Origin of the sequence: Paenibacillus sp. FSL L8-0638, assembly GCF_038593075.1 — a bacterium.
GTDB lineage: Bacteria > Bacillota > Bacilli > Paenibacillales > Paenibacillaceae > Paenibacillus > Paenibacillus polymyxa_D.
In genome coordinates, this window is sequence record NZ_CP151960.1 from 5,137,501 (window position 1) to 5,159,664 (window position 22,164).

Consider the following 22,164-nt stretch of genomic DNA (forward strand, 5'->3'; position numbering starts at 1 on the left):
TTTTTAAGATTTGCAAGAGTTTTTTTAATTTCTTTTTTTTGGGCAAATTCTTTAAAAAGGAACGAAAATTAATTTACCATGAATATTGAATAGAGTCAATACTTTTTTTGATATCAGAAAGTATAAGCTTTTAAAAATAGTTTACTTCCTGATATCTGATGTAGTTTCTACCTTTTCATTGTTTAGTTTGTGGGACTCGCCCTCTGCGAGCATATTTTGATAGTTCCTTGGCGGGTGCAAAACGGGCATACATGCGGAAGACTGTTTTATATCGAAGTGCGATTGCGTAGCGAATATCTTGATCCAATCGAGTATCGCTCATATCAAGCAGCATTTCATCTAGCTCCTTACGAAGAACGTAGTCAAGTTCCTTGCATTCTTTTTCGTTAAACAGCATTCCCAACATATGACCATACTCCCTTATCAGCAGATTATAAAGTACTTATATTTGCTCAACTATTGTTCCAATCTTTACCTGTTTTTAAACTCAACTGCTAAGGTTTCAAACTTACCCCGATTAAACTTTAGCTTCTCTTTAGGCTCTCCCCTTTGTTATGTTCAATTTTCAGGAAATATATAAATAATTGGCCATAATATTTTATTGTGACAATAAACGATAAGTTATGCCACTCTCAATAGCAGCTGCTATAAGCAGTAAGATGACAGACCATAGGGAGATCCTCAACGTTTGTTTCATAAATACATCCCACGATGGGCCAGTTCCTTTGCGCTTTAGCCCTATGCTTGTACCTATAGTAGCCATTATGTTGATTCCAAACTTCAATCCAAAGGCACAGGTGATAATCAAAACAGGCAATTCAATCACACCGTGAGGCAGTAACCCTTTTACAACAACTTCATACATACTTCTTCCTATATCTGTCTGCAAGTGTACTACGAACCCTAATACCATACCGTTCACAATCAAAAATATAAACGGTACGATTCCAAATACAGCCCCCATAAATATAACCAGCACACATTTAATTGCATTATTGAAAAAGATAAATACAAAAAAACTCCATTGTGGATGCTCAGAATTCTGCAAGCGCTCCGCTACTTCTCCCAGCCCCTCCATTTGTTGCGCCAGTATGGATTGAATAGTGCCTGAACTTAACCATCCCACTATAATACTTGCGCAGAAAAGAAGTGCAGAGATTAAAATTAACCGTCTTGTCGTGTGTAAATCGTGAAGAAATGCTTTTAGTCCCATTTGATAATTCCTCCTATTAGTCTAATGGAATAATTGACAACCCCTGGCATAGCTTTAAGTAAACAAGCACTTCTAGGATGAAAGGAGCGTTATTAACCATGAATTCTTTTTTCTATGTATTAAACGGTAAAAAAATCAAACGATTCTTAATCGTAATGGCTGCAGCCGTCTTTACCGTTGGAGTCATTTATGTAGAAACCGATAATGTTACGGTTTTTTCCGAGGAAGCACCAACCGCTATTTATAGTGTACCCACGGACAAAAAGTTGATCGCTCTCACCTTTGATATTAGTTGGGGGGATAAGCGTACTGCCCCCATCTTAAAAGTCCTTGAGGATAAAAAAGTGACCAAGTCCACCTTTTTCCTTTCTGCCCCTTGGAGTAAAACACATCCAGAGCTTGTGAATCAGATTAAAGAAAGTGGATTTGAAATCGGCAGTCATGGCCATAAACATGAAAATTATAGTAGCTTAAGCGATGAAGATATTCGTAAGCAGATTTCAATTGCTCATACCACATTAACCGAACTGACGGGACAGTCCCCGAAGTTGATCCGTATGCCTAATGGCGACTTTGATAAAAGGGTCCTTCAGGTTGCCGGCACTTTAGGCTACAAAACCATTCAGTGGGATACAGATTCCCTGGACTGGAAAAACCCTGGTACTCAGGTCATAATCGACCGTGTTGTAAATAAAGCGCATCCTGGCGATATCGTCCTTCTGCATGCCAGTGATTCCTGTAAACAAACGCATGAAGCCTTGCCCGTCATTATCGACAAGTTGCGTGCACAGGGCTATGAATTCGTGACTGTATCTGAACTGCTTCAACAGGGTACAGTAAAAGGCAAAGAGGTACGCGATCAGGCACTGGGTCTTTAAGGAGTTATTTTACATCGTTCTCAGCTAAAAACCAAAAGCAAATCGACATATTTCTCCCCATTCATCCGCATACTATCCACATTCATGATGAAGGAGGAATACGGCCATGAATTGGACTCGTTTGCGATTTGTTAGCACGGTATGCGTACTGGGCGTTGCACTGAGTGGATGCGGCTCGGATCAGGGTTCTGCGCCCCCCCAGAACAGTTATAAAGAGATGAAAACGATGGTTGTCGATATCCTGAAAAGTGATGACGGAAAAAAAGCGGTAGAGGAAGCTTTAACTGGGGAAAACAGTTCATCCAAAGAAGGACAATCCGGTCAAAGCAGTGAAGAGGGTGGATCTGGTGGTGGGGCTGGTGGCAGCATGGGAATGAAAATGCTTATGCCCATGCAATCGGCTGAACAGATGAAGATCGCAGTCAAAGATACTTTGATATCACCTGAATATAAAAAAGAAATCGAAAAGATTATGACTGATCCGCGTTTTGCCGGAGAATTTGCCAAAGCCATCAACAGCCAAAGCAAACAGCTTCATATGCAACTTATAAAAGACCCTTCTTATCAAAAATCAATTGAAGCAATGCTCAAGTCGCCAGAATTAACCAAAATGTATATGGACTTAACTAAAACCCCTGAATATCGCAAACAATCTATGACAGTCATGCATGATGCCATGCAAAATCCGATTTTCCGACTTGAGGTTATGAATTTACTCAAAACCGTCGTACAAGAGGAGCTTCAACCCAAGGTTGAGAAAAAAAGTGGTGAGCAAGGCGGTGCAGGCGGCGATAAGCAAGGTGGTGGGGGCGGCGAAGGTGGGGGCGAAGGAGAACAAGGAGGAAGCCAATAATAAAAAGGCTGGTTTAAAAACCAGCCTTTTTTCTTTATTCAGATTCCGTGTGCAAGAACGTAATCTGAGCAGCAATATCATTGTAAATGGTACCCGTGGCAGACTCAGATTTATATACAGATGGAGAAAAGTCGGCCTCTGACGGATGATTATCTGGAATACCCAGCGGAATTTGAGCAAGAAGTTTTGTATGAAGAGTGTCTGCCAGCATAGCCCCTCCTCCTCGCCCAAAAACATAGTCCTTTTCTCCAGTGGAGGACACATAATAAGACATGTTCTCCACAACACCGATGACCTTATGATCCGTTTGAAGCGCCATTGCGCCTGCACGTGCAGCTACAAAAGCCGCCGTCGCATGTGGAGTAGTAACAATGATTTCTTCACTCTGCGGAATCATTTGATGTACGTCAAGCGCTACATCGCCAGTGCCTGGTGGTAAATCGAGAATCATATAGTCAAGCTTTCCCCATTCGACATCACTAAAAAACTGTCTGAGCATTCTCCCTAGCATGGGACCTCTCCAGATTACCGGGTTATTCTCTCTGACAAAGAAGCCCATAGACATGATTTTGATACCAAATCGCTCCACTGGCTGGATGATACCCTCTTCGACAGAAGGTACATCCTCTACTCCAATCATATCTGGCACACTGAATCCATAGATATCCGCATCAATTAAACCCACACGCTTCCCCTGTCTAGCTAAAGCTGCAGCCAAATTTACAGCTACTGTCGATTTTCCGACACCACCTTTTCCGCTTGCAATAGCAATAAACCGGACGCCAGATGCTGGGTTAAGCAGCTCATGTTCTTCCATACCGACAGCATGTCCTTTGGTCAAAACCGGGTCAGCGGCGTCCTCGGTATTCTCCCCAGCTTGAATTGCGGACTTTTCATGCTCAGATGCCTCACGAATACGAATATGGACGTGGCTTAATCCCGCCTCTTCTAAAGTCTGCCGGATTTCCCGCTCCAGTTCTGCAAGCGTCTCTTCCTGGTTATTCAGACTAATAGCGGTCAAGGATACACGATCCTCTTTAACAACCACATCCCGAATAAAATGGAGATCGACTAGACGGCGTCCTGTATAAGGCTCCCGTACTTGTTGAAGTAACTCTATAACTTGCTCTCTTGATTGCATGATTTATCAGCACCTCTGCTTTGATGAATTTACGGAGTGGTAAACACTTACAGTATACCACTATCTGGCCTCAGGTGCTGGTGAGATCCCCTTTTCCCCGGCACAGTAACGCAAAATCCCCTTATATATGGACGCCGCCACCTGTCTTTGATAGTTCACGTCACTTAGTCGTCTGGCCTCCTCTGGATGGGACAAAAATCCGACTTCAACAAGGGCTGATGGCATTTTGAGAGCTTTCAATAAATAAACTGTGTTCACGGTCTTAGCCACTCTGTCCGTATTTTCCAAGTTGCGTTTGATCTCTTCCTGAATTAAAGACGCCAAATTCTCGTTATCTGCATGGTTAGGTACGTAAAAGGTCTGGGCTCCACTCCAACGGCTCGACGGGATACTGTTCATATGAATACTTAGAAAGAGGTCTGCTTTCTGCTCCTCAATTATACGCACACGCTGCTTCAAATCCTCCGTTTTTCTTCTGGAATAACCTTTCGTTTCTTGCTGCGCCAGGTCGCGGTCATCCTCACGTGTCATGACAACAACAGCACCTGCTTGCTGTAAATAATCCCGCAAATAAAAAGCGATTGCCAGATTAATATCCTTTTCAATAATCCCTTCTTTGCTAACCGCCCCTCCATCAGGCCCTCCGTGTCCAGCATCTATGGCAATTACTTTACCTGTAAGGGGTAAACTCCAATGGGTCCAAGCTCTCGAAGCAGGTATCTCATACAATGCCAGTGTAATAAATAGAACGGCGAGACAACAGCCAAACAGCATTTTTTGCAACGTCCGATAGCGAATCCACAGTGTAACCTCGTTTTTACGATTATTTTTTTGCATAACAAAACGCCTCCGTCCTATACAGATACTAATAATCTATATGGGACGAGGCGTGTAGATAGTACAACTCAGGCATGAACAAATTCCTTCATACCTTCAATCAGCACTTGAGCGACTTCCGGTCGTGTAAATTCAGGTGGCGGGCAAACCCCAGAGCGCAACAATTCCCGTACCTTGGTGCCCGAGAGCGTTAAATGATGCTCCTTGGGATGTGGGCATGTTTTACTTGAAGCCATGTTTCCACATCGGGTGCAATAAAAGCTGTGTTCAAAGAACAATGGAGTAATCCCCAGCTTTTCAGGTGTAAAGTGGCTGAAAATTTCCTGTGCCTCGTAGGTACCATAATAGTCTCCTACACCAGCATGATCCCTTCCAACAATAAAATGGGTGCAGCCATAGTTCTTTCGCACAATAGCATGAAAAATGGCCTCTCTAGGGCCCGCGTATCGCATGGCAGCAGGAAATACCCCCAGAAAAGTCCGATCAGCCGGATAATAATTGTCCAGCAGCACCAAATAGCTCTTCATACGCACATCTGCCGGAACGTCATCTGACTTGGTTTCACCAACGAGTGGGTTTAGAAACAATGCATCCACAATCTCCATCGCGCTTTTTTGGATGTACTCATGTGCTCGGTGTACCGGATTTCGTGTTTGAAAACCGACCACTGTTTTCCAACCTTTTTCTGCAAAATAGTCGCGTGTCTGTGATGGTGTATAGTAAAACTCACTAAATTGTGTGGGCTCCGGCCGATTCAGCACTTGCACAGATCCACCAACATACGTAGCAGGTCGATCTAACAGTTTGTTTACGCCAGGATGAGCCGGGTCATCCGTCTTGAATACTCTTCTGGCTTCCTCAGCCTGATCTACCTGATAAATACTTTCAATATTAAGTACAGCATAAATGGTACCGTCTGTTTCCCCCACTAAAGCCACCTGCTGACCTAATTTCAATTCACTGGCTATACTTTCTGCAACTGCAAGAGTAATGGGAATACTCCAGACTGTACCATCGGCAAGACGCATATCTGTTACCACTGACCTATAGTCAGATTCATTCATAAACCCCGTCAAAGGAGAGAAAGCCCCCACTCCAATTAAATCCAGATCAGAAATGGTCCATGAGTTTACACGGATAGGAAACAATTCCCTCGCAGTCTGCAAAAGCGCTTTTTGTTCCGGGCCTGTAATGATTTTATCAACAAGTGTTCCGCCATGCGGAAGAATTGCAGTCATAATGCACTTCCCTTCTTCTTCATAAATATGACTCATAGCTACCTGAATATCATTTTATTGATGGAGCCCGCATTCCGTTTTCTCATTGCCAGACCAACGACCTGCACGAGGATCTTCACCTGGTAGGACCTCACGGGTACATTGCTCACAACCGATACTTGGATAATTGCGGTCATGCAATGGATTATACAGCACTTCATGAGTGCGGATATAGTTCCATACATCCTCGGATGTCCAGCTTGCCAAGGGGTTAAATTTAACGAGTCCAAACTTTTCATCATACTCTATCTTTTTTGAATTCGCACGGGTAGGGGCCTGATCGCGGCGAATACCGGTAATCCATGCATCGTATTGCGACAAAATGCGTGTCAGCGGCTCAACTTTGCGTATACCACAACATGTGTTAGGATCTGTTTTCCACAGTTCCTCTCCATGTTTAGCCGCTTGCTCTTCGGGAGTAATTAAGGGAGAGACTCTAACAAAATCCAAGTTATACCTGGCCTTCATCTGATCTCGCGTATCGTAAGTTTCTTGAAAATGAAAGTCGGTGTCCAAGTAAAAAATGTCGGTGGAAGGGCTAATTTTTTGAAGCATGTCTACTAGTACTACATCTTCTGCTCCGAAGCTACAAGCAAAGGTAAGATTGGGAAATGTAAGAACAGCATACTGGATAATTTCCTCTGGCGTAGCATCTTCCAGTTCAATTGCCTTGACTCTAATCAACGCTTCTTTCTCCAATAAATTCATTATCAATGCGCCTCCATATGAAGATTCATAAATAGTGTCACTCCAATACCGACTAAACTAATAAGATTAAATACAGTATAAAACTTTCTTAATCATTGTCAATCCAAGGCAAAATGTCCTGATGCAAGCATTTATCCACCCAAACTTGTAGGAATGTTGTTCTGTCAGCATTCTTTAATGCTTTCTTGCGTATCCAACCAAGTTCATTGACTTTATATAAAATATTCTTATACCAAACATTTGAGAATGGTCCATAGGCTCTTTGGTTACTAAAGGTAACTATTGTAGCTGAAAGTATGCTTAAATTAGGGACTTTTTCCGTCAAGAAAGATGGTTTGTTCTCCACCCTGTCGAAGACAAAGATGTACTAACAGTACGCTTTTTAAAAAAGGCCTTTCTTATACAACAACATATGGAAGTAGTTTGGTCCTTGAAGGAATATTCCCTATGGTGACTTTGGAAGAGCAAACCGAACGTACGGATAAGCATTTTTTTGAAAATCTATCATGCTACGTAAAATCACTTGGTTGAATGATTTGATAGCCAAAATGTTTTTTTGTACTTAACGTCTGCTTGCGGATTTTCTGAGTAAAATGCTTTAGAGTCAACTAGGAGCAGCGTATCCTAATCCTGTGCCCAGTGCGAGGCAGCCATCGGTAATACTGAACAGCTTTGGGTTACTTGATCATGCAAAACTATCTATAGAAGATAACAAGCATCGTTTCTGAATCTAAGATTATCGAAGGGCGCCAACTGAGGGATTTGAAAATACCTTTAGCTTCAGAATTCTTATTTTGCATCCAAAAGATGAAGTTCGTATGTGGATAAGTTCAGAAGAGGGTATAAGCGAAATAGCATTTACCCGAATTTTTAGCCAGATGAAACCACTATACTATTCTGGAGCTCTGGCGTTAGCGATACCTTCATTGTGGAAATTATAAAAGAAATGACTCCGCGCTGAATTCTTATTATGCCTCTATCCAATCCTATAGCGCTTGTAGAGGCAATTACCGAACAATTGATCCACTGGACACAAACAAGGCTCTTATCGCTCTGGAAGTCTTTTTAAAGCCTGTCATCAATGAGGAGCGATTTTATGAGGGTAAACAGTCGGACAATACAATAGTGCTCCTGGTTATAGTTTAGGGCGATTGCTGTGTAGACGATTTCCATTACCAGTAACATGTACATCGCCGTTACAATTGCAGCAGCCTAGGCAGCGGACATTGCTAGGCTAAGGATCGTCCTGCTGCCCAGTGCACACAAATAAAAAGAGGTATTCCTTGCCCTATCCCTAGCCGCGCCCAAAACAGCTCTACAAGAGGCATAGACAACCCCTCCAGAACATATCAAGGAGATCTTTACATAAACAGGTGATAGCAAAGTATCCTCACGAAACAGCACTTAGCAAAGAATATTAAGACCAGGCTAAACTAAATAGCCGGACAATATATTTAGTCACAGGTTATAAACATTACAGAATAAACTACGTTGAAATAGCAAACTGTATTTGTGTATAACAATATCATCTTCAATTCCTTCGTGGATAACTTCTCGTTTTCCGTGCATTTGCATGCGGTTATTTATGTATTCGCTGAAACATGCCGAAACTCATAGCTTTAAACTAGGTCTACTTATCCACATGTGGGTAATGATTAGGAAATTAAAAAAAGAACCCTTTCCATAAGGAAAAGGTTCTTCTGTATTCGAAATATTAACGTTTCGAGAACTGTGGTGCACGACGAGCAGCTTTGAGACCGTATTTTTTACGTTCTTTCATACGTGGGTCACGAGTCAAGAAGCCTGCTTTTTTCAAAGCTGGACGGAATTCCGGATCTGCTTTCAACAGAGCACGGGAAATACCGTGGCGAATTGCGCCGGCTTGACCAGAGATACCACCACCATGAGCGATAACGAGTACGTCATAGCTACCAACTGTTTCTGTCAGGTTCAGTGGTTGTTTTACGATCAGTTTGAGAGTTTCCAAACCGAAATATTCATTAATATCACGCTTATTGATGACAATGCGTCCTTCACCCGGTACGAGACGAACACGAGCTACCGAATGTTTACGACGACCTGTCCCATAGTATTGTACTTGTGCCATGAAACTGTCCTCCCTTTTAATTATCCGCGAAGTTCGTAAACTTCAGGTTTTTGTGCTGCATGTGGATGCTCAGTGCCTCTGTAAGCTTTAAGTCTCAGCTTCATTTTCTCGCCTTGACGAGTTTTAGGAAGCATACCGTGAACAGCCAATTCCAACATGCGCTCAGGCTTGTTCTTAACCATTTCTTGTGCAACCGTTACTTTCAGACCACCCGGATGCAGGGAGTGACGGTAGTATTTCTTGTTCTCCATTTTTTTACCGGTCAATACGATTTTTTCCGCATTGATTACAACAACAAAATCACCTGTGTCCACATGTGGTGTAAACTGTGGCTTGTGTTTGCCGCGAATCAACGCAGCCGCTTCGCTTGCCAGACGACCGAGCGTTTTGCCTTCGGCATCAATGATGTGCCAGTTGCGCTCAACTTCATTTGGCTTCGCCATATACGTAGTACGCATGAAAAGTATCCTCCTTAAGTTCGTTAACAGAAATCATCATTTATCTTCGTTCGTTAAGTTGCTGCATTATTGATGGATTAGATGTTACTTTAAAGTGATTATCTTAATTGGGGCTGTGGGAAAGCCATTAAGAAAACACAACTTTTATATTACAGGATAACCATCAATTCCGCAAGAGTAAAATCAATGTTTTTTGATGTTTTCGTCGTACTCTACATTCCAGAGAGTTAAAGCCTGTCCGACGGCCGTAGGTCCAGCCTTTGAACGATTTTTCGCCTCCAAAATGGAAGGAATATCATCCGACGATTTTTTGCCTTCTCCCACTTCCAGCAAAGTCCCCATAATAATCCGAACCATGTGCTGCAAAAATCCGCTACCTGTAATATAAGTATGGATAATTCCCTGATCATCCGAGCCCGGACGTGAAAAGGAATGGTCTACTGTCATATAGGCTTCGTAAATAGTGCGAACATGATTCGTCTTTTGGGAACGTCGAGATGCGAACGAAGTATAATCAAAGGTGCCAACTAAATGAGCCAACCCTTCCTCCATCGCTCTTACATCCAGACTCGTTGGATGATGGGCCTGTGTACGACGGTGAAAGATGTCCGGAAACCGGTTCGCATTAATACTGTACCGATATGTCTTCCGCTTCGCCATGCGGCGTGCATGAAAGGACAATGGCACCTCTCTCGCATCCGTAACGATGATATCACGAGGCAACCAGGCATTAAGTGCGAGACACCAGCGCTGTATTGGAATCGGCGATTCAGTGTGAAAATTGAATACCTGCCCGTATGCATGTACACCTGCATCTGTACGGCCTGAGCCTGTAATTTTAAGACGCTCGCCCGTCAATGAGTAGATAGCATGTTCAAGGCAGTCCTGAATGGTGTTACCGTTAGGCTGCGTCTGAAAGCCATCATAGTGGGTTCCGTCATAGTTCACCTTCATGCACAAGTTCCGCATGCTTCTCACACCTTTATAGGGGTATTCTCTGGCCTTACAAGGAATAACCGAACATAACAAAGGAGAAGTCCCTCAAGGACTCCTCCAAGAGAAAAAAAGGGTTGTTCAGAATCAAGCCGATTCTGTCCACCCTTCCCTCATCTTCGCCTGTTTACGCGCGGTCAACCAATTCCAGATATACCATTGGAGCGGCGTCGCCACGACGAGGTCCCAATTTCAAGATACGAGTGTATCCACCTGGACGCTCAGTGTAACGTGTAGCCAATTCGCTAAACAGCTTTTGGATTGCATCCTGCTCACCATCCAAAGTTTCACGGCGAACGAACGCAGCCACTTGACGACGTGCGTGCAGATCTCCTTTTTTCGCTTTGGTGATCAGTTTTTCAGCAATAGAACGAACTTCTTTTGCTTTAGCCTCAGTAGTTTGGATACGCTCATACAAGAACAGATCGGTTACCAAATCACGAAACAAAGCTTTACGGGCACTGGAGTTACGGCCCAATTTTTGGTATGCCATGTAATTTCCCCTCCTTCACAAAAACGTTGCTGTACTATTCTTCCGTACGAAGTCCTAAACCAAGTTCCTCGAGCTTCTCTTGTACTTCTTCCAAAGATTTGCGACCCAAGTTACGGACCTTCATCATATCTTCTTCAGATTTAGTCGTGAGTTCTTGTACCGTATTGATACCAGCGCGCTTAAGGCAGTTATAGGAACGGACGGAGAGATCCAGCTCTTCGATCGTCATTTCAAGAACTTTTTCTTTCTTGTCTTCTTCTTTTTCAACCATAATTTCAGCATCTTTAGCCTCGTCCGTGAGACCCACGAACAACATCACATGCTCGGTCAAAATTTTGGCTCCAAGGCTCACTGCTTCCTCGGGACGAATACTTCCGTCAGTCCAAACCTCAAGTGTCAGCTTGTCATAATTCGTAACCTGGCCGACACGCGTATTTTCTACGCCGTAGTTCACGCGTGCAATCGGAGTGTAGATGGAGTCGACGGGAATGACGCCGATCGGCTGGTCATCACGTTTGTTCCGATCCTGCTTAACGTAACCGCGACCGCGATTGGCAAAAATACGCATGTGAAGTCTCGAACCCGGTCCGAGCGTAGCAATGTGAAGATCCGGATTAAGAATTTCCACATCACTATCCGCACGGATATCTCCTGCCGTTACAACTCCTTCGCCTTCCGCATCGATTTCGAGTACTTTCTCTTCATCCGAGTGGATTTTAAGCGATAAAGCTTTCAAGTTCAGAATGATCTCCGTTACGTCTTCCTTCACACCGGGAACCGTTGCAAACTCGTGCAGAACCCCATCGATTTGAACCGATGTGACTGCTGCCCCCGGTAACGAGGATAACAGAATACGGCGAAGCGAGTTTCCCAGCGTCGTACCGTATCCGCGTTCCAGCGGTTCTACTACGAATTTTCCATAGGTGCCATCATCATTGACGTCAACCGTCTCAATTTTCGGCTTTTCGATTTCTATCACTGCAATATCCCTCCTTCAAAACGTCGCTCCTATATGAAACATTCACCTTATCCATAGTCTATCATGCAGTATACCTAAACATCCATTCTTGGCAGTTTGTGCCGGATCTATACTACACGCAGAGGAGAAATCTCATTAGACGCGACGACGTTTTGGAGGACGGCATCCGTTATGAGGTACCGGAGTTACGTCTTTGATCAGGTTAACTTCCAAACCAGCAGCTTGCAAAGAGCGGATTGCTGCTTCGCGACCTGCACCAGGTCCTTTAACCATGACTTCGACAGTTTTCATGCCGTGTTCCATAGCAGCTTTAGCAGCAGTTTCTGCGGCCATTTGCGCTGCGAATGGAGTAGATTTACGGGAACCACGGAATCCCATGCCGCCTGAGCTGGCCCAAGAGATTGCGTTACCGTGTGGATCTGTGATCGTAACGATCGTGTTGTTGAACGTGGAACGGATGTGTGCCACGCCAGTCTCGATATTTTTACGGTCACGGCGTTTTGTACGTACAACTTTTTTCGGTTTAGCCATTGAATGTTATCCTCCCTTCTTATTTCTTTTTGTTCGCTACAGTCCGACGAGGACCTTTACGGGTACGAGCATTAGTTTTAGTACGTTGTCCGCGAACAGGCAACCCACGACGGTGACGAACACCACGGTAGCAGCCAATCTCAGTCAGACGTTTAATATTCAAGGAAATTTCACGACGCAGATCGCCTTCTACTTTAACTTCTTTGTCGATCGTTTCACGTAATTTGCTCACTTCATCTTCAGTCAAATCACGAACACGCGTGTTTGCACTGATGCCTGTTTCCTTCAAGATTTTCTGAGAAGTCGTTTTACCGATTCCGAAAATGTAAGTCAAGGCGATCTCAACGCGTTTGTCACGTGGCAAATCCACACCAGCTATACGAGCCATTTTACGCTACACCCCCTTCTATTAACCTTGTTTTTGTTTGTGTTTCGGATTTTCGCAAATAACCATTACATTCCCTTTGCGGCGAATGACTTTGCATTTTTCGCAAATAGGTTTTACAGAAGGTCTTACCTTCATGTTGATTACCTCCTCCAAGCTTTACCCTGGTAAAACTCGCTTCGTGAACATTCACATCGTTTTGCCGAGCAAAACAAGTTTTTTTAAATGATATACGTTTAATAAAAACCTGCATGAATTACTTGCGGTACGTTATACGGCCTTTGGTTAAATCGTAAGGCGATAACTGTACAACCACCTTGTCGCCTGTCAAAATACGGATAAAGTGCATCCGCAGCTTTCCGGAAACATGAGCAAGAATTTGATGACCGTTCTCCAGCTCTACCTTGAACGTAGCGTTCGGCAGTGGCTCGATTACCGTACCTTCAACCTCAATGACATCTTCTTTGGCCAAAGTCAGTCTCCTTTCTCTTCAGCTTGGTATTCGGACGAATCCAGGAAAGTTTTCACTGCATGGCGCAGCTTTCCATTCGTCACCCGACCGCTTTCGTTTAAACTGTTTACAATCTCGCTACTAATCTTTGGCTGAGGCACCAAATGAAGAACATTTTTCTTCTTCGCTTGATCAAACTTTCGTTTATCCCCATCCGCAATATATACAAACCTGCTATCTGCTACTGAAACGACAACCGCAAACTGTCCGGCACCTCTGCCTTTCAGAATCTTCACCAGCTGACCGATTTGCAGGTTTCCTTGCTGAATCATTCCAATCACCTACGCACTCAGTTTCGTGAAAATGTCCATGCCGCCCGTTTCGCACGTCACCGCTTGCTCGTTATGAGCACATGAGGTTACGTTCATCGTAACGACCGTCCAGTTGTCTTCCAGCGTCCCTACATGGTGAGAACCTATTTGAATCATAGATTCAATAGCCAGCACAATGCCGGTTTTCAGCCTCGGCCCCTGTTCAGGAATACCACGGTTTGGATTCTCAATATATTGCCGAATGGCATGCGACATTGTAAACTGGCGAGTTTTCGCGATGATATCGCCTTTGTTTAACTTGCGTTTGCCGGGAAATCCGTGCACCAGTTGTTCGTTGACTGAAGCGCAAATGCTAGCAGGAAAACCGTTATAACCTTTAAAAGACGGCACAGCTCCCTGACTGCGAATATACCGATCAGCTAAATGATCAAGTTCACCGGTCGTAATACCGGGCTCGATGTGTCCTGCCAAGAAATGTTCCGTTTCCGTAACTATTCTCTCAGCTTTCCTCATAAAGCTTGATTCCGTCCCCGACTTGCAAATGATCATTACAGCTAACCCCGCAACAAGGACACGATATTTTGGGAAACCACATCAATATCCTGTTCTCCGTCAATATGACGCAGAAGATTCTGGTTCTCATAAAACGTGAGGAGTGGTGCTGTTTTATTACTATATTCGTCAAGTCGTGTTCTTACGCTATCTTCATTATCGTCAGGACGCTGATAGAGTTCCCCACCGTCTTTGTCGCAAATGCCTTCAACCTTAGGAGGATTAAAGACAATATGATAGCTAGTTCCGCAGCTTTTACAAACCCGCCGTCCTGTGATTCGTGCCAACAAGTTGTCACTATCCACTTTCAAGTTGATGACGTCATCTAGCTTCGTATCCAAACGACCCAAAATTTGATCCAAGGCTTCAGCCTGAGCCAAAGTTCTTGGAAAACCGTCCAGCAAGAACCCTTTCTTGCAATCTGGCTGTTGTAGCCGTTCTTCAACAATGCCGATTGTTACGTCATCCGGAACAAGTTCACCCTTGTCGATATATTCTTTAGCTTTAATGCCAATAGGTGTTCCCTGTTTCATCGCTAGGCGAAAAGCATCACCTGTCGAGATATGAGGAATGCCGAATTCCTTCACAATGACATCTGCTTGTGTACCTTTACCAGCCCCCGGAGGGCCCATGATCAAAATATTCACAATCTGTCACTCCTCAAGACGACCCCTACACAAGAAACAGCACAAAAGGTGCCGGTAAGCATGCGAACATCCTAAGCCGGTACCTATTGCCTATTTGTTGATGAAGCCTTTGTAATGGCGTTTGATCAGTTGGCTTTCGATTTGCTTCATTGTATCCAATGCTACACCAATGATGATGAGCAATGAAGTACCGCCAATTTGCACGGAACGAGGCAAGCCCGAAAGCGAACCGAAGAATACCGGCAAAACGGATATGACTGCCAGAAACAAAGCTCCTGTCATTGTCAAACGTGACATTACTCGTGTCAAGTATTTCTCCGTGGCTTTACCCGGACGAATTCCCGGAATATAACCGCCGTTTTTCTTCATATTGTCGGCCATTTGCTGCGGATTCATCTGTACAAAGGTATAGAAGAATGTGAAACCGATAATCATTACGACATACAAAACCATGCCCAGCGGCTTGTCATAATACAAGTAAGTGGTAACCCACTTAGCCCAAACATGATCTGCCCAGAAACTCGCAATAATTGTCGGGAATTGCAGCAATGATACCGCAAAGATTACCGGAATAACGCCTGCCGCATTAATTTTCATCGGAATATGCGTATTCTGGCCACCGTACATTTTGTTGCCAACTACACGTTTCGCGTATTGTACCGGGATTTTCCGAATACCTTGCTGGATGTAGATAACACCAACAATAATCAGAACAATCACCAGAGCAATTATAATTGCCTTCAGAATATTCATAAACAGCTGATCCGCCTGAATAAACTGAGATTCTACAACCGTCCGAATATGTCTTGGAATACCCGCCGCAATCCCTGCGAAGATAACAATAGAGATACCATTGCCGATTCCCTTTTCGGTAATTTGCTCACCGAGCCACATAAGGAACGTAGTTCCTGCTGTAAGCACAATGGCAATGACCAGATAATCTGCAAAAGTGGCTCCTGGAATCATCGCTGCACCGTACAGTCGATTAAAGCCAATCGACGTTCCGAATGCTTGAATCAGGCCAAGTATTACCGTACCATAACGCGTAATTTGAGCCAACTTCTTTTTACCATGCTCTCCTTGTTTAGCCCATTCCGCAAGTTTCGGAATCACGTCCATTGACAGCAACTGTACAATGATGGACGCTGTAATATATGGCATAATCCCGAGGGCAAAGATCGAAAACTGATACAATGCGCCCCCTGAGAAGGTGTTAAGGAGTCCAAACAACTCGCTTCCTGCTTGATCCTGAGAAGTAAAGACTTGCTTGTTCACGCCGGGAACCGGCACGAAGGAGCCAATACGATATACAAAGAGTATAAACAGGGTGAACAGGATTCGGGTTCTAAGATCCTCAACCCGCCATATATTTTTCAGGGTCTTGAACATTAGATCACCTCGGTTTTACCGCCGGCAGCTTCAATTTTCTCTACCGCAGATTGAGAGAACTTGTTCGCTTTAACTGTCAATTTCACAGTGATTTCACCGTTACCCAGAATTTTAATTCCGGATTTGGCGTTTTTCACAATGCCATTGTTCAGCAAAAACTCAGGGCTTACTTCTGTACCCGCTGCAAAACTGTTCAAATCTTCGATATTCAAAACCGCATACTCTTTACGAGTAGGATTTACGAAACCGCGTTTAGGCAAGCGACGATACAGTGGGTTTTGACCACCCTCGAAGCCCGGACGTACACCACCGCCGGAACGAGCGTTTTGACCTTTATGACCACGACCAGAAGTTTTACCCGTACCACTACTAGGACCACGACCCAAACGTTTACGTTCTTTGCGGGAGCCTGGAGCTGGGGAAAGCTCATGTAACTTCATCGTTCGTTGCACCTCCTTGATTATTGTTAAAATACTTTATTTCTTAAGCCTCAATTTCTTTAACAGAAACCAAATGGCTAACTTGATTAATCATCCCGCGAATAGCTGCATTGTCGGGTTGAACTACTTTATGGTTGATTTTACGCAAGCCGAGCGTTTTAACAGTCGTTCTCTGATTACCAGGACGGCCGATCAACGAACGAACGAGGGTAATTTCTAATTTCGCCATGATATTCCCTCCTTAGCCCAGCAGCTCTTCGATGGATTTGCCGCGCAATTTTGCAACTTCTTCAGCGCGTTTCAAACGGGACAAACCTTCCAAAGTCGCATTGACCATATTCATGGAATTCGAAGAACCCAAAGATTTTGTCAAGATATCACCTACACCAGCAAGTTCCAGTACAGCACGAACCGGACCGCCAGCGATAACTCCAGTACCTTCCGATGCCGGTTTCAACAGAACCCGGCCAGCACCGAACTTACCTGTAACAAGGTGAGGAATTGTTGTTCCTACGAGTGGAACGTGAACCAGGTTTTTCTTAGCATCTTCAATACCTTTGCGAATTGCATCAGGTACTTCGCCAGCTTTACCGATTCCAGCGCCTACCCAGCCGTTGCCGTCGCCCACTACTACCAGAGCACTGAAGCTGAAACGGCGTCCGCCTTTGACAACTTTAGCTACACGATTAATATTTACTACTCTTTCAGTCAGTTCCAAAGTATTCGGATCTACACGCAAGTCGTTAACCTCCTTTTGAGAAATGTCTTAGAATTCAAGGCCTGCTTCGCGAGCTGCATCAGCCAAAGCTTGAATCCGTCCATGATACAAGTATCCACCACGGTCAAATACGATGTTAGCATGACCTTTTTCTTTCGCACGTTTAGCAACGAGTTCGCCAACCTTACGAGCTGCTTCTACACTACCGCCGTTTTTGATTTCGCTGCTCAGTTCTTTATCCATAGTGGATGCAGATACCAATGTTACACCAGCTACATCATCAATCAGTTGTGCGTAGATATGCTTGGAAGAGCGGAATACGTTCAAACGAGGACGTACAGCCGTACCTTCGATTTTCTTACGTACACGCAGATGTCTTCTGACACGTGCTTTATTTTTATCTTGTTTTGTAATCATCTCAAGTTTTCACTCCCTTCAGTTTGCCTTTTAAAACTTTATACTAAGACGCACTGGGTAAAAAAGAAGTACGAAGTCTTTCCAGCAGAAAGACCGCACAAAGTCGGTAAGAAACTTATTTCTTCTTACCGGCTTTACCTTCTTTACGGATGATGCGCTCGCCTTCGTATTTAATCCCTTTACCTTTGTACGGTTCAGGTTCACGAACGGAACGAATTTTAGCAGCGTAGGCACCTACACGCTCTTTATCAATTCCGCGAACGATGATTTTAGTGTTCGAAGGAACTTCGAATTCGATGCCCGCTTCCGGTGTGATTTCAACCGGATGAGAATATCCAACGTTCAGAACGATTTTATCTCCGGATTTGCTTGCACGATATCCGACCCCAACCAGCTCCAGAGATTTTGAAAATCCTTCAGTTACACCACTTACCATGTTGCTGACAACGCTGCGGGTTGTTCCATGCAAAGAGCGGTGAAGTTTGTTGTCCGAAGGACGAACTACATTAATTTCATTGTTTTCCACAGTAACGGACATGTCTTTATGAAGCTCACGAGTCAATGTTCCTTTAGGACCTTTAACTGTGATCGCTGTGTTGTTCAAAGTCACGTCAACACCACTTGGTACTGTGATTGGTTTACGACCAATACGGGACATATCTGTTGCACCTCCTATCTTTTAAACGTTATCTTACCAAACGTAGCAAACAACTTCTCCGCCGGCTTTAGACTGACGTGCTTCTTTGTCGGTCATGATGCCTTTGGATGTTGAAATGATTGCGATCCCGAGTCCACCCAGTACGCGTGGAATCTCATTGCTCTTCGTGTAAACGCGAAGACCTGGTTTACTGATTCTTTTCAAACCTGTGATAACACGCTCGTTGTTCGCACCGTATTTCAAGAAAATACGGATGATCCCTTGTTTGCTATCTTCAACAAATTCCGCATCACGAATGAATCCTTCACGTTTCAGGATGTCGGCGATTTGTTTTTTCATTGTAGATGCAGGCATTTCTACTGTTTCGTGACGAACTGTGTTCGCGTTACGAATACGAGTAAGCATATCTGCAATTGGATCAGACATAGTCATTGTGTATAAACCTCCTTCCCAAACAGGACTTTTTACCAGCTTGCTTTTTTCACGCCAGGAATCTGGCCTTTATAAGCTAATTCACGGAAGCAAATTCTGCAGATCTTAAACTTTTGCAGTACCGAATGTGGACGACCACAACGCTCGCAACGAGTGTAAGCACGAACTTTAAACTTTGGTGCGCGTTGTTGTTTGACTTTCATCGAAGTTTTTGCCACTTAGCCTGACACCTCCTAAATAGTTTCGGAGAACAGGGTGTCTTTAAAATCAGACGCCCGAAACGTTATGCCAACATTATTTTGCGAAAGGCATGCCCAGCTGAGTCAGAAGCTCACGGGACTCTTCGTCAGTTTTGGCAGTCGTTACGATAACGATGTCCATACCACGAACTTTATCAACTTGATCATACTCGATTTCCGGGAAGATCAACTGTTCTTTCAGACCAAGCGTGTAGTTACCACGTCCGTCAAAAGCTTTTGTCGATACACCATGGAAGTCACGTACGCGAGGAAGAGTAATGTTGAACAATTTGTCCAAGAAATAATACATACGCTCGCCACGAAGTGTTACCTTTACACCAATTGGCATGTTTTCACGCAATTTAAAACCTGCGATAGATTTTTTCGCGCGAGTGATTACTGGCTTTTGACCAGCGATCAGCTGCATGTCGTTGAGAGCTGAATCAAGCACTTTGGAGTTTTGGACTGCGTCGCCAACACCCATGTTGATTACAACTTTCTCGATTTTAGGCACTTGCATCACTGTTGTATAGTTGAACTTCTGCATCAAAGCAGGAGTGATTTCTTTCAAGAAACGTTCTTTCATTCTTGTTGTAGCCATGAATCATATACCTCCTTTCTTTAAAAAATAATTAGTCGATCACTTCGCCAGAACGTTTTGCAATGCGCACTTTTTTTCCGTTGTCCAAAACTTTGTAACCAACACGGGTTACTTTTCCGCTCTTCGGATCAATGTGCATAACGTTGGAAACGTGAATCGGAGCTTCTTTCTCGATGATGCCGCCTTGTGGATTCAGCTGATTAGGCTTTTGGTGTTTTTTAATCATGTTAACACCTTCCACAAGCACACGGTTTTGACGAGGGTAAGCAGCGATAACGCGACCTTTTTTACCTTTATCTTTACCTGTAATCACCAGAACAGTGTCGTCTTTTTTGACGTGCAGCTTGTTGTTATGGGATTCCAGAACTTTTTTCACTTTTGGCATTTCGTACACCTCCTACGGGCACATTTTAAGGTGAGTTTAGATCACTTCCGGAGCCAAGGAAACGATTTTCATGAAGTCCTTGTCACGAAGTTCGCGAGCAACTGGTCCGAAAATACGAGTACCACGTGGGCTCTTGTCTTCTTTAACGACCACTGCTGCGTTCTCGTCAAATCCGATGTAGGAACCGTCTTTACGGCGGATAGAACGTTTAGTACGAACAACAACCGCTCTTACTACATCACCCTTTTTGACAACGCCGCCTGGTGTTGCTTGTTTTACGGAACAAACGATCAGGTCACCAATTTGAGCTGTACGACGTCCCGTACCACCGAGCACACGGATACACATCAGTTCCTTCGCGCCGGAATTGTCAGCTACAGTCAAACGTGTAAATGGTTGAATCATTTATTTATCCTCCTTTCGGAAAAACTACACTACATTAGATTATAACAGCTTTTTCAACGATTTCGACCAGTCTCCAGTTTTTGTCTTTGGACAAAGGGCGAGTTTCCATGATTTTAACAGTATCACCGATTTGTGCAGTGTTGTTTTCATCATGAGCTTTGAATTTCTTAGTTACTTTAATGCGTTTATGGTAGAGATCATGTTTTTTGTAAGTTTCTACAGCAATCACAATCGTTTTATCCATTTTGTCGCTGACTACTTTACCGACTAATACTTTACGGGCATTACGTTCGCTCATTGTTGGCCTCCTTCCTAATTACAGGCGGATTTTCCACCCGGTCTGATATCTTAGCTAATCCCAAGTTCTCTTTCACGGATCACAGTTTTAGCACGAGCAATTTCCTTACGCACAGCGCCGATCCGAGTCGGGTTATCAAGCTGACCGGTAGCGAGTTGAAAACGAAGGTTGAAAAGTTCTTCTTTAAAACCGGAGATCTTTTGTTCGATTTCAGCAGTGGTTAGGTTGCGGAATTCACTAGCCTTCATTTGCTTCACCACCCAATTCTTCACGTTTCACAAACTTAGTTTTGATTGGCAGTTTGTGAGCGGCAAGACGCATTGCTTCACGAGCAATCTCTTCCGGAACACCAGCAAGTTCAAACATAATCTTGCCTGGTTTCACTACTGCAACCCATTTTTCTACGTTACCTTTACCACTACCCATACGAACCTCAAGAGGCTTCTGAGTAATTGGTTTATCAGGGAAAATTTTAATCCAAACCTTACCACCACGTTTGATGTAACGAGTCATCGCAATACGAGCAGCTTCGATTTGACGGTTAGTAATCCATGCAGGTTCAGTAGCTTGCAAACCGTACTCACCAAAGTTCAGTGTAGTACCGCCTTTTGCACGACCCTTCATATGACCACGTTGTTGTTTACGATGTTTTACGCGTTTTGGTACCAACATGATTAGTTGCCTCCTTCCTGAGGAGCTTGTTTCTTAGCTGGAGGAAGAACCTCTCCACGATAGATCCATACTTTTACGCCAAGACGGCCGTAAGTAGTATGAGCTTCCGCTGTACCATAGTCAATGTCGGCACGAAGCGTATGCAGTGGAACAGTTCCTTCGCTGTACCCTTCGGAACGAGCGATTTCGGCACCGCCAAGACGTCCGCCTACTTGAGTTTTAATTCCTTTTGCTCCGGAACGCATAGTTCTTTGAATCGCTTGTTTCAAAGCACGACGGAAAGAAACACGACGTTCCAATTGTTGTGCAATGCTTTCAGCAACCAAAATTGCGTCCAGTTCAGGATTTTTAATTTCAGAAATATTGATGTGCACCTTTTTACCGCCTGCGATTTTAGTAATTTCATTACGCAGATTTTCAACTTCGGAACCACCCTTACCGATAACCATACCTGGTTTCGCAGTGTGAATCGTTACGTTGACACGGTTAGCTGCTCTCTCGATTTCAACACGGGATACAGCGGAGTCTTTCAATCTTTTTTTCAGATGTTCACGAATTCTAACGTCTTCCAGCAAAAGATCACCGAAATCTTTGCCTGCATACCATTTGGATTCCCAATCACGGATAATACCGATTCGGAGTCCGACGGGATTTACCTTTTGGCCCACACGTTTT

Annotated in this window: 36 protein-coding genes; 2 read left to right on the top strand and 34 right to left on the bottom strand. The window is 44.0% G+C overall.

Going from position 1 to position 22,164, the window contains the following annotated elements; translation table 11 throughout:
- Nucleotides 1-175: 175 nt before the first annotated feature.
- On the bottom strand, nt 176-406 hold the full coding sequence (locus MKY35_RS22845; protein ID WP_013312131.1) for a hypothetical protein: 231 nt from the start codon (nt 404-406) through the stop codon (nt 176-178).
- 192 nt (nt 407-598) lie between these two features.
- Complete coding sequence (locus MKY35_RS22850) at nt 599-1,213, bottom strand: stage II sporulation protein M (protein WP_342444895.1); 615 nt, start codon at nt 1,211-1,213, stop codon at nt 599-601.
- A gap of 98 nt (nt 1,214-1,311) precedes the next feature.
- Between MKY35_RS22850 and pdaB the strand changes: the two genes are divergently transcribed.
- Nucleotides 1,312-2,091, top strand: a complete 780-nt coding sequence (gene pdaB / locus MKY35_RS22855) for a polysaccharide deacetylase family sporulation protein PdaB (RefSeq protein ID WP_023990485.1) — start codon at nt 1,312-1,314, stop codon at nt 2,089-2,091.
- A 106-nt stretch (nt 2,092-2,197) separates the two neighbouring features.
- A complete protein-coding gene (gene gerD / locus MKY35_RS22860) occupies nt 2,198-2,944 on the top strand; it encodes a spore germination lipoprotein GerD (protein ID WP_029517534.1) in 747 nt (248 codons plus the stop codon).
- Nucleotides 2,945-2,978: 34 nt separating this feature from the next.
- Here the strand turns inward: gerD and MKY35_RS22865 are convergent, their stop codons facing one another.
- The 32 genes from MKY35_RS22865 to rpsC form a co-directional block, all read right to left on the bottom strand.
- Complete coding sequence (locus MKY35_RS22865) at nt 2,979-4,085, bottom strand: Mrp/NBP35 family ATP-binding protein (RefSeq protein ID WP_039274924.1); 1,107 nt, start codon at nt 4,083-4,085, stop codon at nt 2,979-2,981.
- Nucleotides 4,086-4,145: 60 nt separating this feature from the next.
- Nucleotides 4,146-4,922 carry an N-acetylmuramoyl-L-alanine amidase CwlD gene (gene cwlD / locus MKY35_RS22870; protein ID WP_342444896.1) on the bottom strand — a complete coding sequence of 259 codons (777 nt, stop codon included), beginning with the start codon at nt 4,920-4,922 and terminating at the stop codon, nt 4,146-4,148.
- Between the two features lie 68 nt (nt 4,923-4,990).
- On the bottom strand, nt 4,991-6,160 hold the full coding sequence (gene sat, locus MKY35_RS22875; RefSeq protein WP_342444897.1) for a sulfate adenylyltransferase: 1,170 nt from the start codon (nt 6,158-6,160) through the stop codon (nt 4,991-4,993).
- Between the two features lie 54 nt (nt 6,161-6,214).
- Nucleotides 6,215-6,907: a phosphoadenylyl-sulfate reductase gene (locus MKY35_RS22880; RefSeq protein ID WP_029514483.1), complete on the bottom strand. Its 693-nt coding sequence runs from the start codon at nt 6,905-6,907 to the stop codon at nt 6,215-6,217.
- An 88-nt stretch (nt 6,908-6,995) separates the two neighbouring features.
- Nucleotides 6,996-7,232, bottom strand: a complete 237-nt coding sequence (locus tag MKY35_RS22885; protein ID WP_342444898.1) for a hypothetical protein — start codon at nt 7,230-7,232, stop codon at nt 6,996-6,998.
- Nucleotides 7,233-8,621: 1,389 nt separating this feature from the next.
- Nucleotides 8,622-9,014, bottom strand: a complete 393-nt coding sequence (rpsI, locus tag MKY35_RS22890; protein ID WP_013312140.1) for a 30S ribosomal protein S9 — start codon at nt 9,012-9,014, stop codon at nt 8,622-8,624.
- A gap of 20 nt (nt 9,015-9,034) precedes the next feature.
- Complete coding sequence (gene rplM / locus MKY35_RS22895; protein WP_013312141.1) at nt 9,035-9,472, bottom strand: 50S ribosomal protein L13; 438 nt, start codon at nt 9,470-9,472, stop codon at nt 9,035-9,037.
- Nucleotides 9,473-9,655: 183 nt separating this feature from the next.
- The gene (gene truA / locus MKY35_RS22900; protein WP_342444899.1) at nt 9,656-10,441 is read right to left on the bottom strand and encodes a tRNA pseudouridine(38-40) synthase TruA; all 786 of its coding nucleotides are present in this window, start codon (nt 10,439-10,441) and stop codon (nt 9,656-9,658) included.
- Nucleotides 10,442-10,592: 151 nt separating this feature from the next.
- Complete coding sequence (rplQ, locus tag MKY35_RS22905) at nt 10,593-10,958, bottom strand: 50S ribosomal protein L17 (RefSeq protein ID WP_013312143.1); 366 nt, start codon at nt 10,956-10,958, stop codon at nt 10,593-10,595.
- Between the two features lie 34 nt (nt 10,959-10,992).
- A complete protein-coding gene (locus MKY35_RS22910; RefSeq protein ID WP_007432558.1) occupies nt 10,993-11,937 on the bottom strand; it encodes a DNA-directed RNA polymerase subunit alpha in 945 nt (314 codons plus the stop codon).
- A gap of 135 nt (nt 11,938-12,072) precedes the next feature.
- Nucleotides 12,073-12,468: a 30S ribosomal protein S11 gene (gene rpsK / locus MKY35_RS22915; protein WP_013312144.1), complete on the bottom strand. Its 396-nt coding sequence runs from the start codon at nt 12,466-12,468 to the stop codon at nt 12,073-12,075.
- A 19-nt stretch (nt 12,469-12,487) separates the two neighbouring features.
- Nucleotides 12,488-12,856 (bottom strand): 30S ribosomal protein S13, encoded by a 369-nt coding sequence (gene rpsM, locus MKY35_RS22920; RefSeq protein ID WP_007432560.1) that lies wholly within the window; start codon nt 12,854-12,856, stop codon nt 12,488-12,490.
- Between the two features lie 21 nt (nt 12,857-12,877).
- The gene (gene rpmJ, locus MKY35_RS22925; protein WP_003333770.1) at nt 12,878-12,991 is read right to left on the bottom strand and encodes a 50S ribosomal protein L36; all 114 of its coding nucleotides are present in this window, start codon (nt 12,989-12,991) and stop codon (nt 12,878-12,880) included.
- 118 nt (nt 12,992-13,109) lie between these two features.
- Nucleotides 13,110-13,325 carry a translation initiation factor IF-1 gene (gene infA / locus MKY35_RS22930; RefSeq protein WP_006212898.1) on the bottom strand — a complete coding sequence of 72 codons (216 nt, stop codon included), beginning with the start codon at nt 13,323-13,325 and terminating at the stop codon, nt 13,110-13,112.
- A 2-nt stretch (nt 13,326-13,327) separates the two neighbouring features.
- Entirely contained in the window at nt 13,328-13,636 is a 309-nt protein-coding gene (locus MKY35_RS22935; protein ID WP_342444900.1) for a KOW domain-containing RNA-binding protein, read from the bottom strand.
- Nucleotides 13,637-13,645: 9 nt separating this feature from the next.
- Nucleotides 13,646-14,185: a M24 family metallopeptidase gene (locus MKY35_RS22940; RefSeq protein ID WP_342444901.1), complete on the bottom strand. Its 540-nt coding sequence runs from the start codon at nt 14,183-14,185 to the stop codon at nt 13,646-13,648.
- A 5-nt stretch (nt 14,186-14,190) separates the two neighbouring features.
- Entirely contained in the window at nt 14,191-14,835 is a 645-nt protein-coding gene (locus MKY35_RS22945; protein WP_342444902.1) for an adenylate kinase, read from the bottom strand.
- Nucleotides 14,836-14,925: 90 nt separating this feature from the next.
- Nucleotides 14,926-16,224, bottom strand: coding sequence for a preprotein translocase subunit SecY (gene secY, locus MKY35_RS22950; protein ID WP_013312148.1), 1,299 nt, complete (start codon nt 16,222-16,224; stop codon nt 14,926-14,928).
- Entirely contained in the window at nt 16,224-16,664 is a 441-nt protein-coding gene (gene rplO, locus MKY35_RS22955; RefSeq protein WP_013312149.1) for a 50S ribosomal protein L15, read from the bottom strand. Before rplO ends, secY begins: the two co-directional genes overlap by 1 nt.
- Before the next feature lie 43 nt (nt 16,665-16,707).
- Complete coding sequence (gene rpmD / locus MKY35_RS22960) at nt 16,708-16,893, bottom strand: 50S ribosomal protein L30 (protein WP_013312150.1); 186 nt, start codon at nt 16,891-16,893, stop codon at nt 16,708-16,710.
- Between the two features lie 12 nt (nt 16,894-16,905).
- The gene (gene rpsE / locus MKY35_RS22965; protein ID WP_013312151.1) at nt 16,906-17,403 is read right to left on the bottom strand and encodes a 30S ribosomal protein S5; all 498 of its coding nucleotides are present in this window, start codon (nt 17,401-17,403) and stop codon (nt 16,906-16,908) included.
- A gap of 27 nt (nt 17,404-17,430) precedes the next feature.
- Nucleotides 17,431-17,799 carry a 50S ribosomal protein L18 gene (gene rplR / locus MKY35_RS22970; RefSeq protein ID WP_007432568.1) on the bottom strand — a complete coding sequence of 123 codons (369 nt, stop codon included), beginning with the start codon at nt 17,797-17,799 and terminating at the stop codon, nt 17,431-17,433.
- 115 nt (nt 17,800-17,914) lie between these two features.
- Nucleotides 17,915-18,457, bottom strand: a complete 543-nt coding sequence (gene rplF / locus MKY35_RS22975) for a 50S ribosomal protein L6 (protein ID WP_029514488.1) — start codon at nt 18,455-18,457, stop codon at nt 17,915-17,917.
- A gap of 33 nt (nt 18,458-18,490) precedes the next feature.
- On the bottom strand, nt 18,491-18,889 hold the full coding sequence (gene rpsH / locus MKY35_RS22980) for a 30S ribosomal protein S8 (protein WP_007432570.1): 399 nt from the start codon (nt 18,887-18,889) through the stop codon (nt 18,491-18,493).
- Between the two features lie 32 nt (nt 18,890-18,921).
- Complete coding sequence (locus MKY35_RS22985; protein ID WP_010348808.1) at nt 18,922-19,107, bottom strand: type Z 30S ribosomal protein S14; 186 nt, start codon at nt 19,105-19,107, stop codon at nt 18,922-18,924.
- Nucleotides 19,108-19,183: 76 nt separating this feature from the next.
- Nucleotides 19,184-19,729 (bottom strand): 50S ribosomal protein L5, encoded by a 546-nt coding sequence (gene rplE, locus MKY35_RS22990; RefSeq protein WP_007432571.1) that lies wholly within the window; start codon nt 19,727-19,729, stop codon nt 19,184-19,186.
- Nucleotides 19,730-19,760: 31 nt separating this feature from the next.
- Nucleotides 19,761-20,114: a 50S ribosomal protein L24 gene (gene rplX, locus MKY35_RS22995; RefSeq protein WP_013312155.1), complete on the bottom strand. Its 354-nt coding sequence runs from the start codon at nt 20,112-20,114 to the stop codon at nt 19,761-19,763.
- A gap of 36 nt (nt 20,115-20,150) precedes the next feature.
- Nucleotides 20,151-20,519 (bottom strand): 50S ribosomal protein L14, encoded by a 369-nt coding sequence (rplN, locus tag MKY35_RS23000; protein WP_007432573.1) that lies wholly within the window; start codon nt 20,517-20,519, stop codon nt 20,151-20,153.
- Between the two features lie 34 nt (nt 20,520-20,553).
- Nucleotides 20,554-20,817: a 30S ribosomal protein S17 gene (gene rpsQ / locus MKY35_RS23005; RefSeq protein ID WP_007432574.1), complete on the bottom strand. Its 264-nt coding sequence runs from the start codon at nt 20,815-20,817 to the stop codon at nt 20,554-20,556.
- A gap of 50 nt (nt 20,818-20,867) precedes the next feature.
- Nucleotides 20,868-21,065: a 50S ribosomal protein L29 gene (rpmC, locus tag MKY35_RS23010; RefSeq protein ID WP_007432575.1), complete on the bottom strand. Its 198-nt coding sequence runs from the start codon at nt 21,063-21,065 to the stop codon at nt 20,868-20,870.
- Complete coding sequence (gene rplP, locus MKY35_RS23015) at nt 21,055-21,489, bottom strand: 50S ribosomal protein L16 (protein WP_007432576.1); 435 nt, start codon at nt 21,487-21,489, stop codon at nt 21,055-21,057. The genes rpmC and rplP overlap by 11 nt, the downstream gene beginning before the upstream one ends.
- A gap of 2 nt (nt 21,490-21,491) precedes the next feature.
- A complete protein-coding gene (gene rpsC, locus MKY35_RS23020) occupies nt 21,492-22,157 on the bottom strand; it encodes a 30S ribosomal protein S3 (RefSeq protein WP_013312156.1) in 666 nt (221 codons plus the stop codon).
- Between the last annotated feature and the right edge of the window lie 7 nt (nt 22,158-22,164).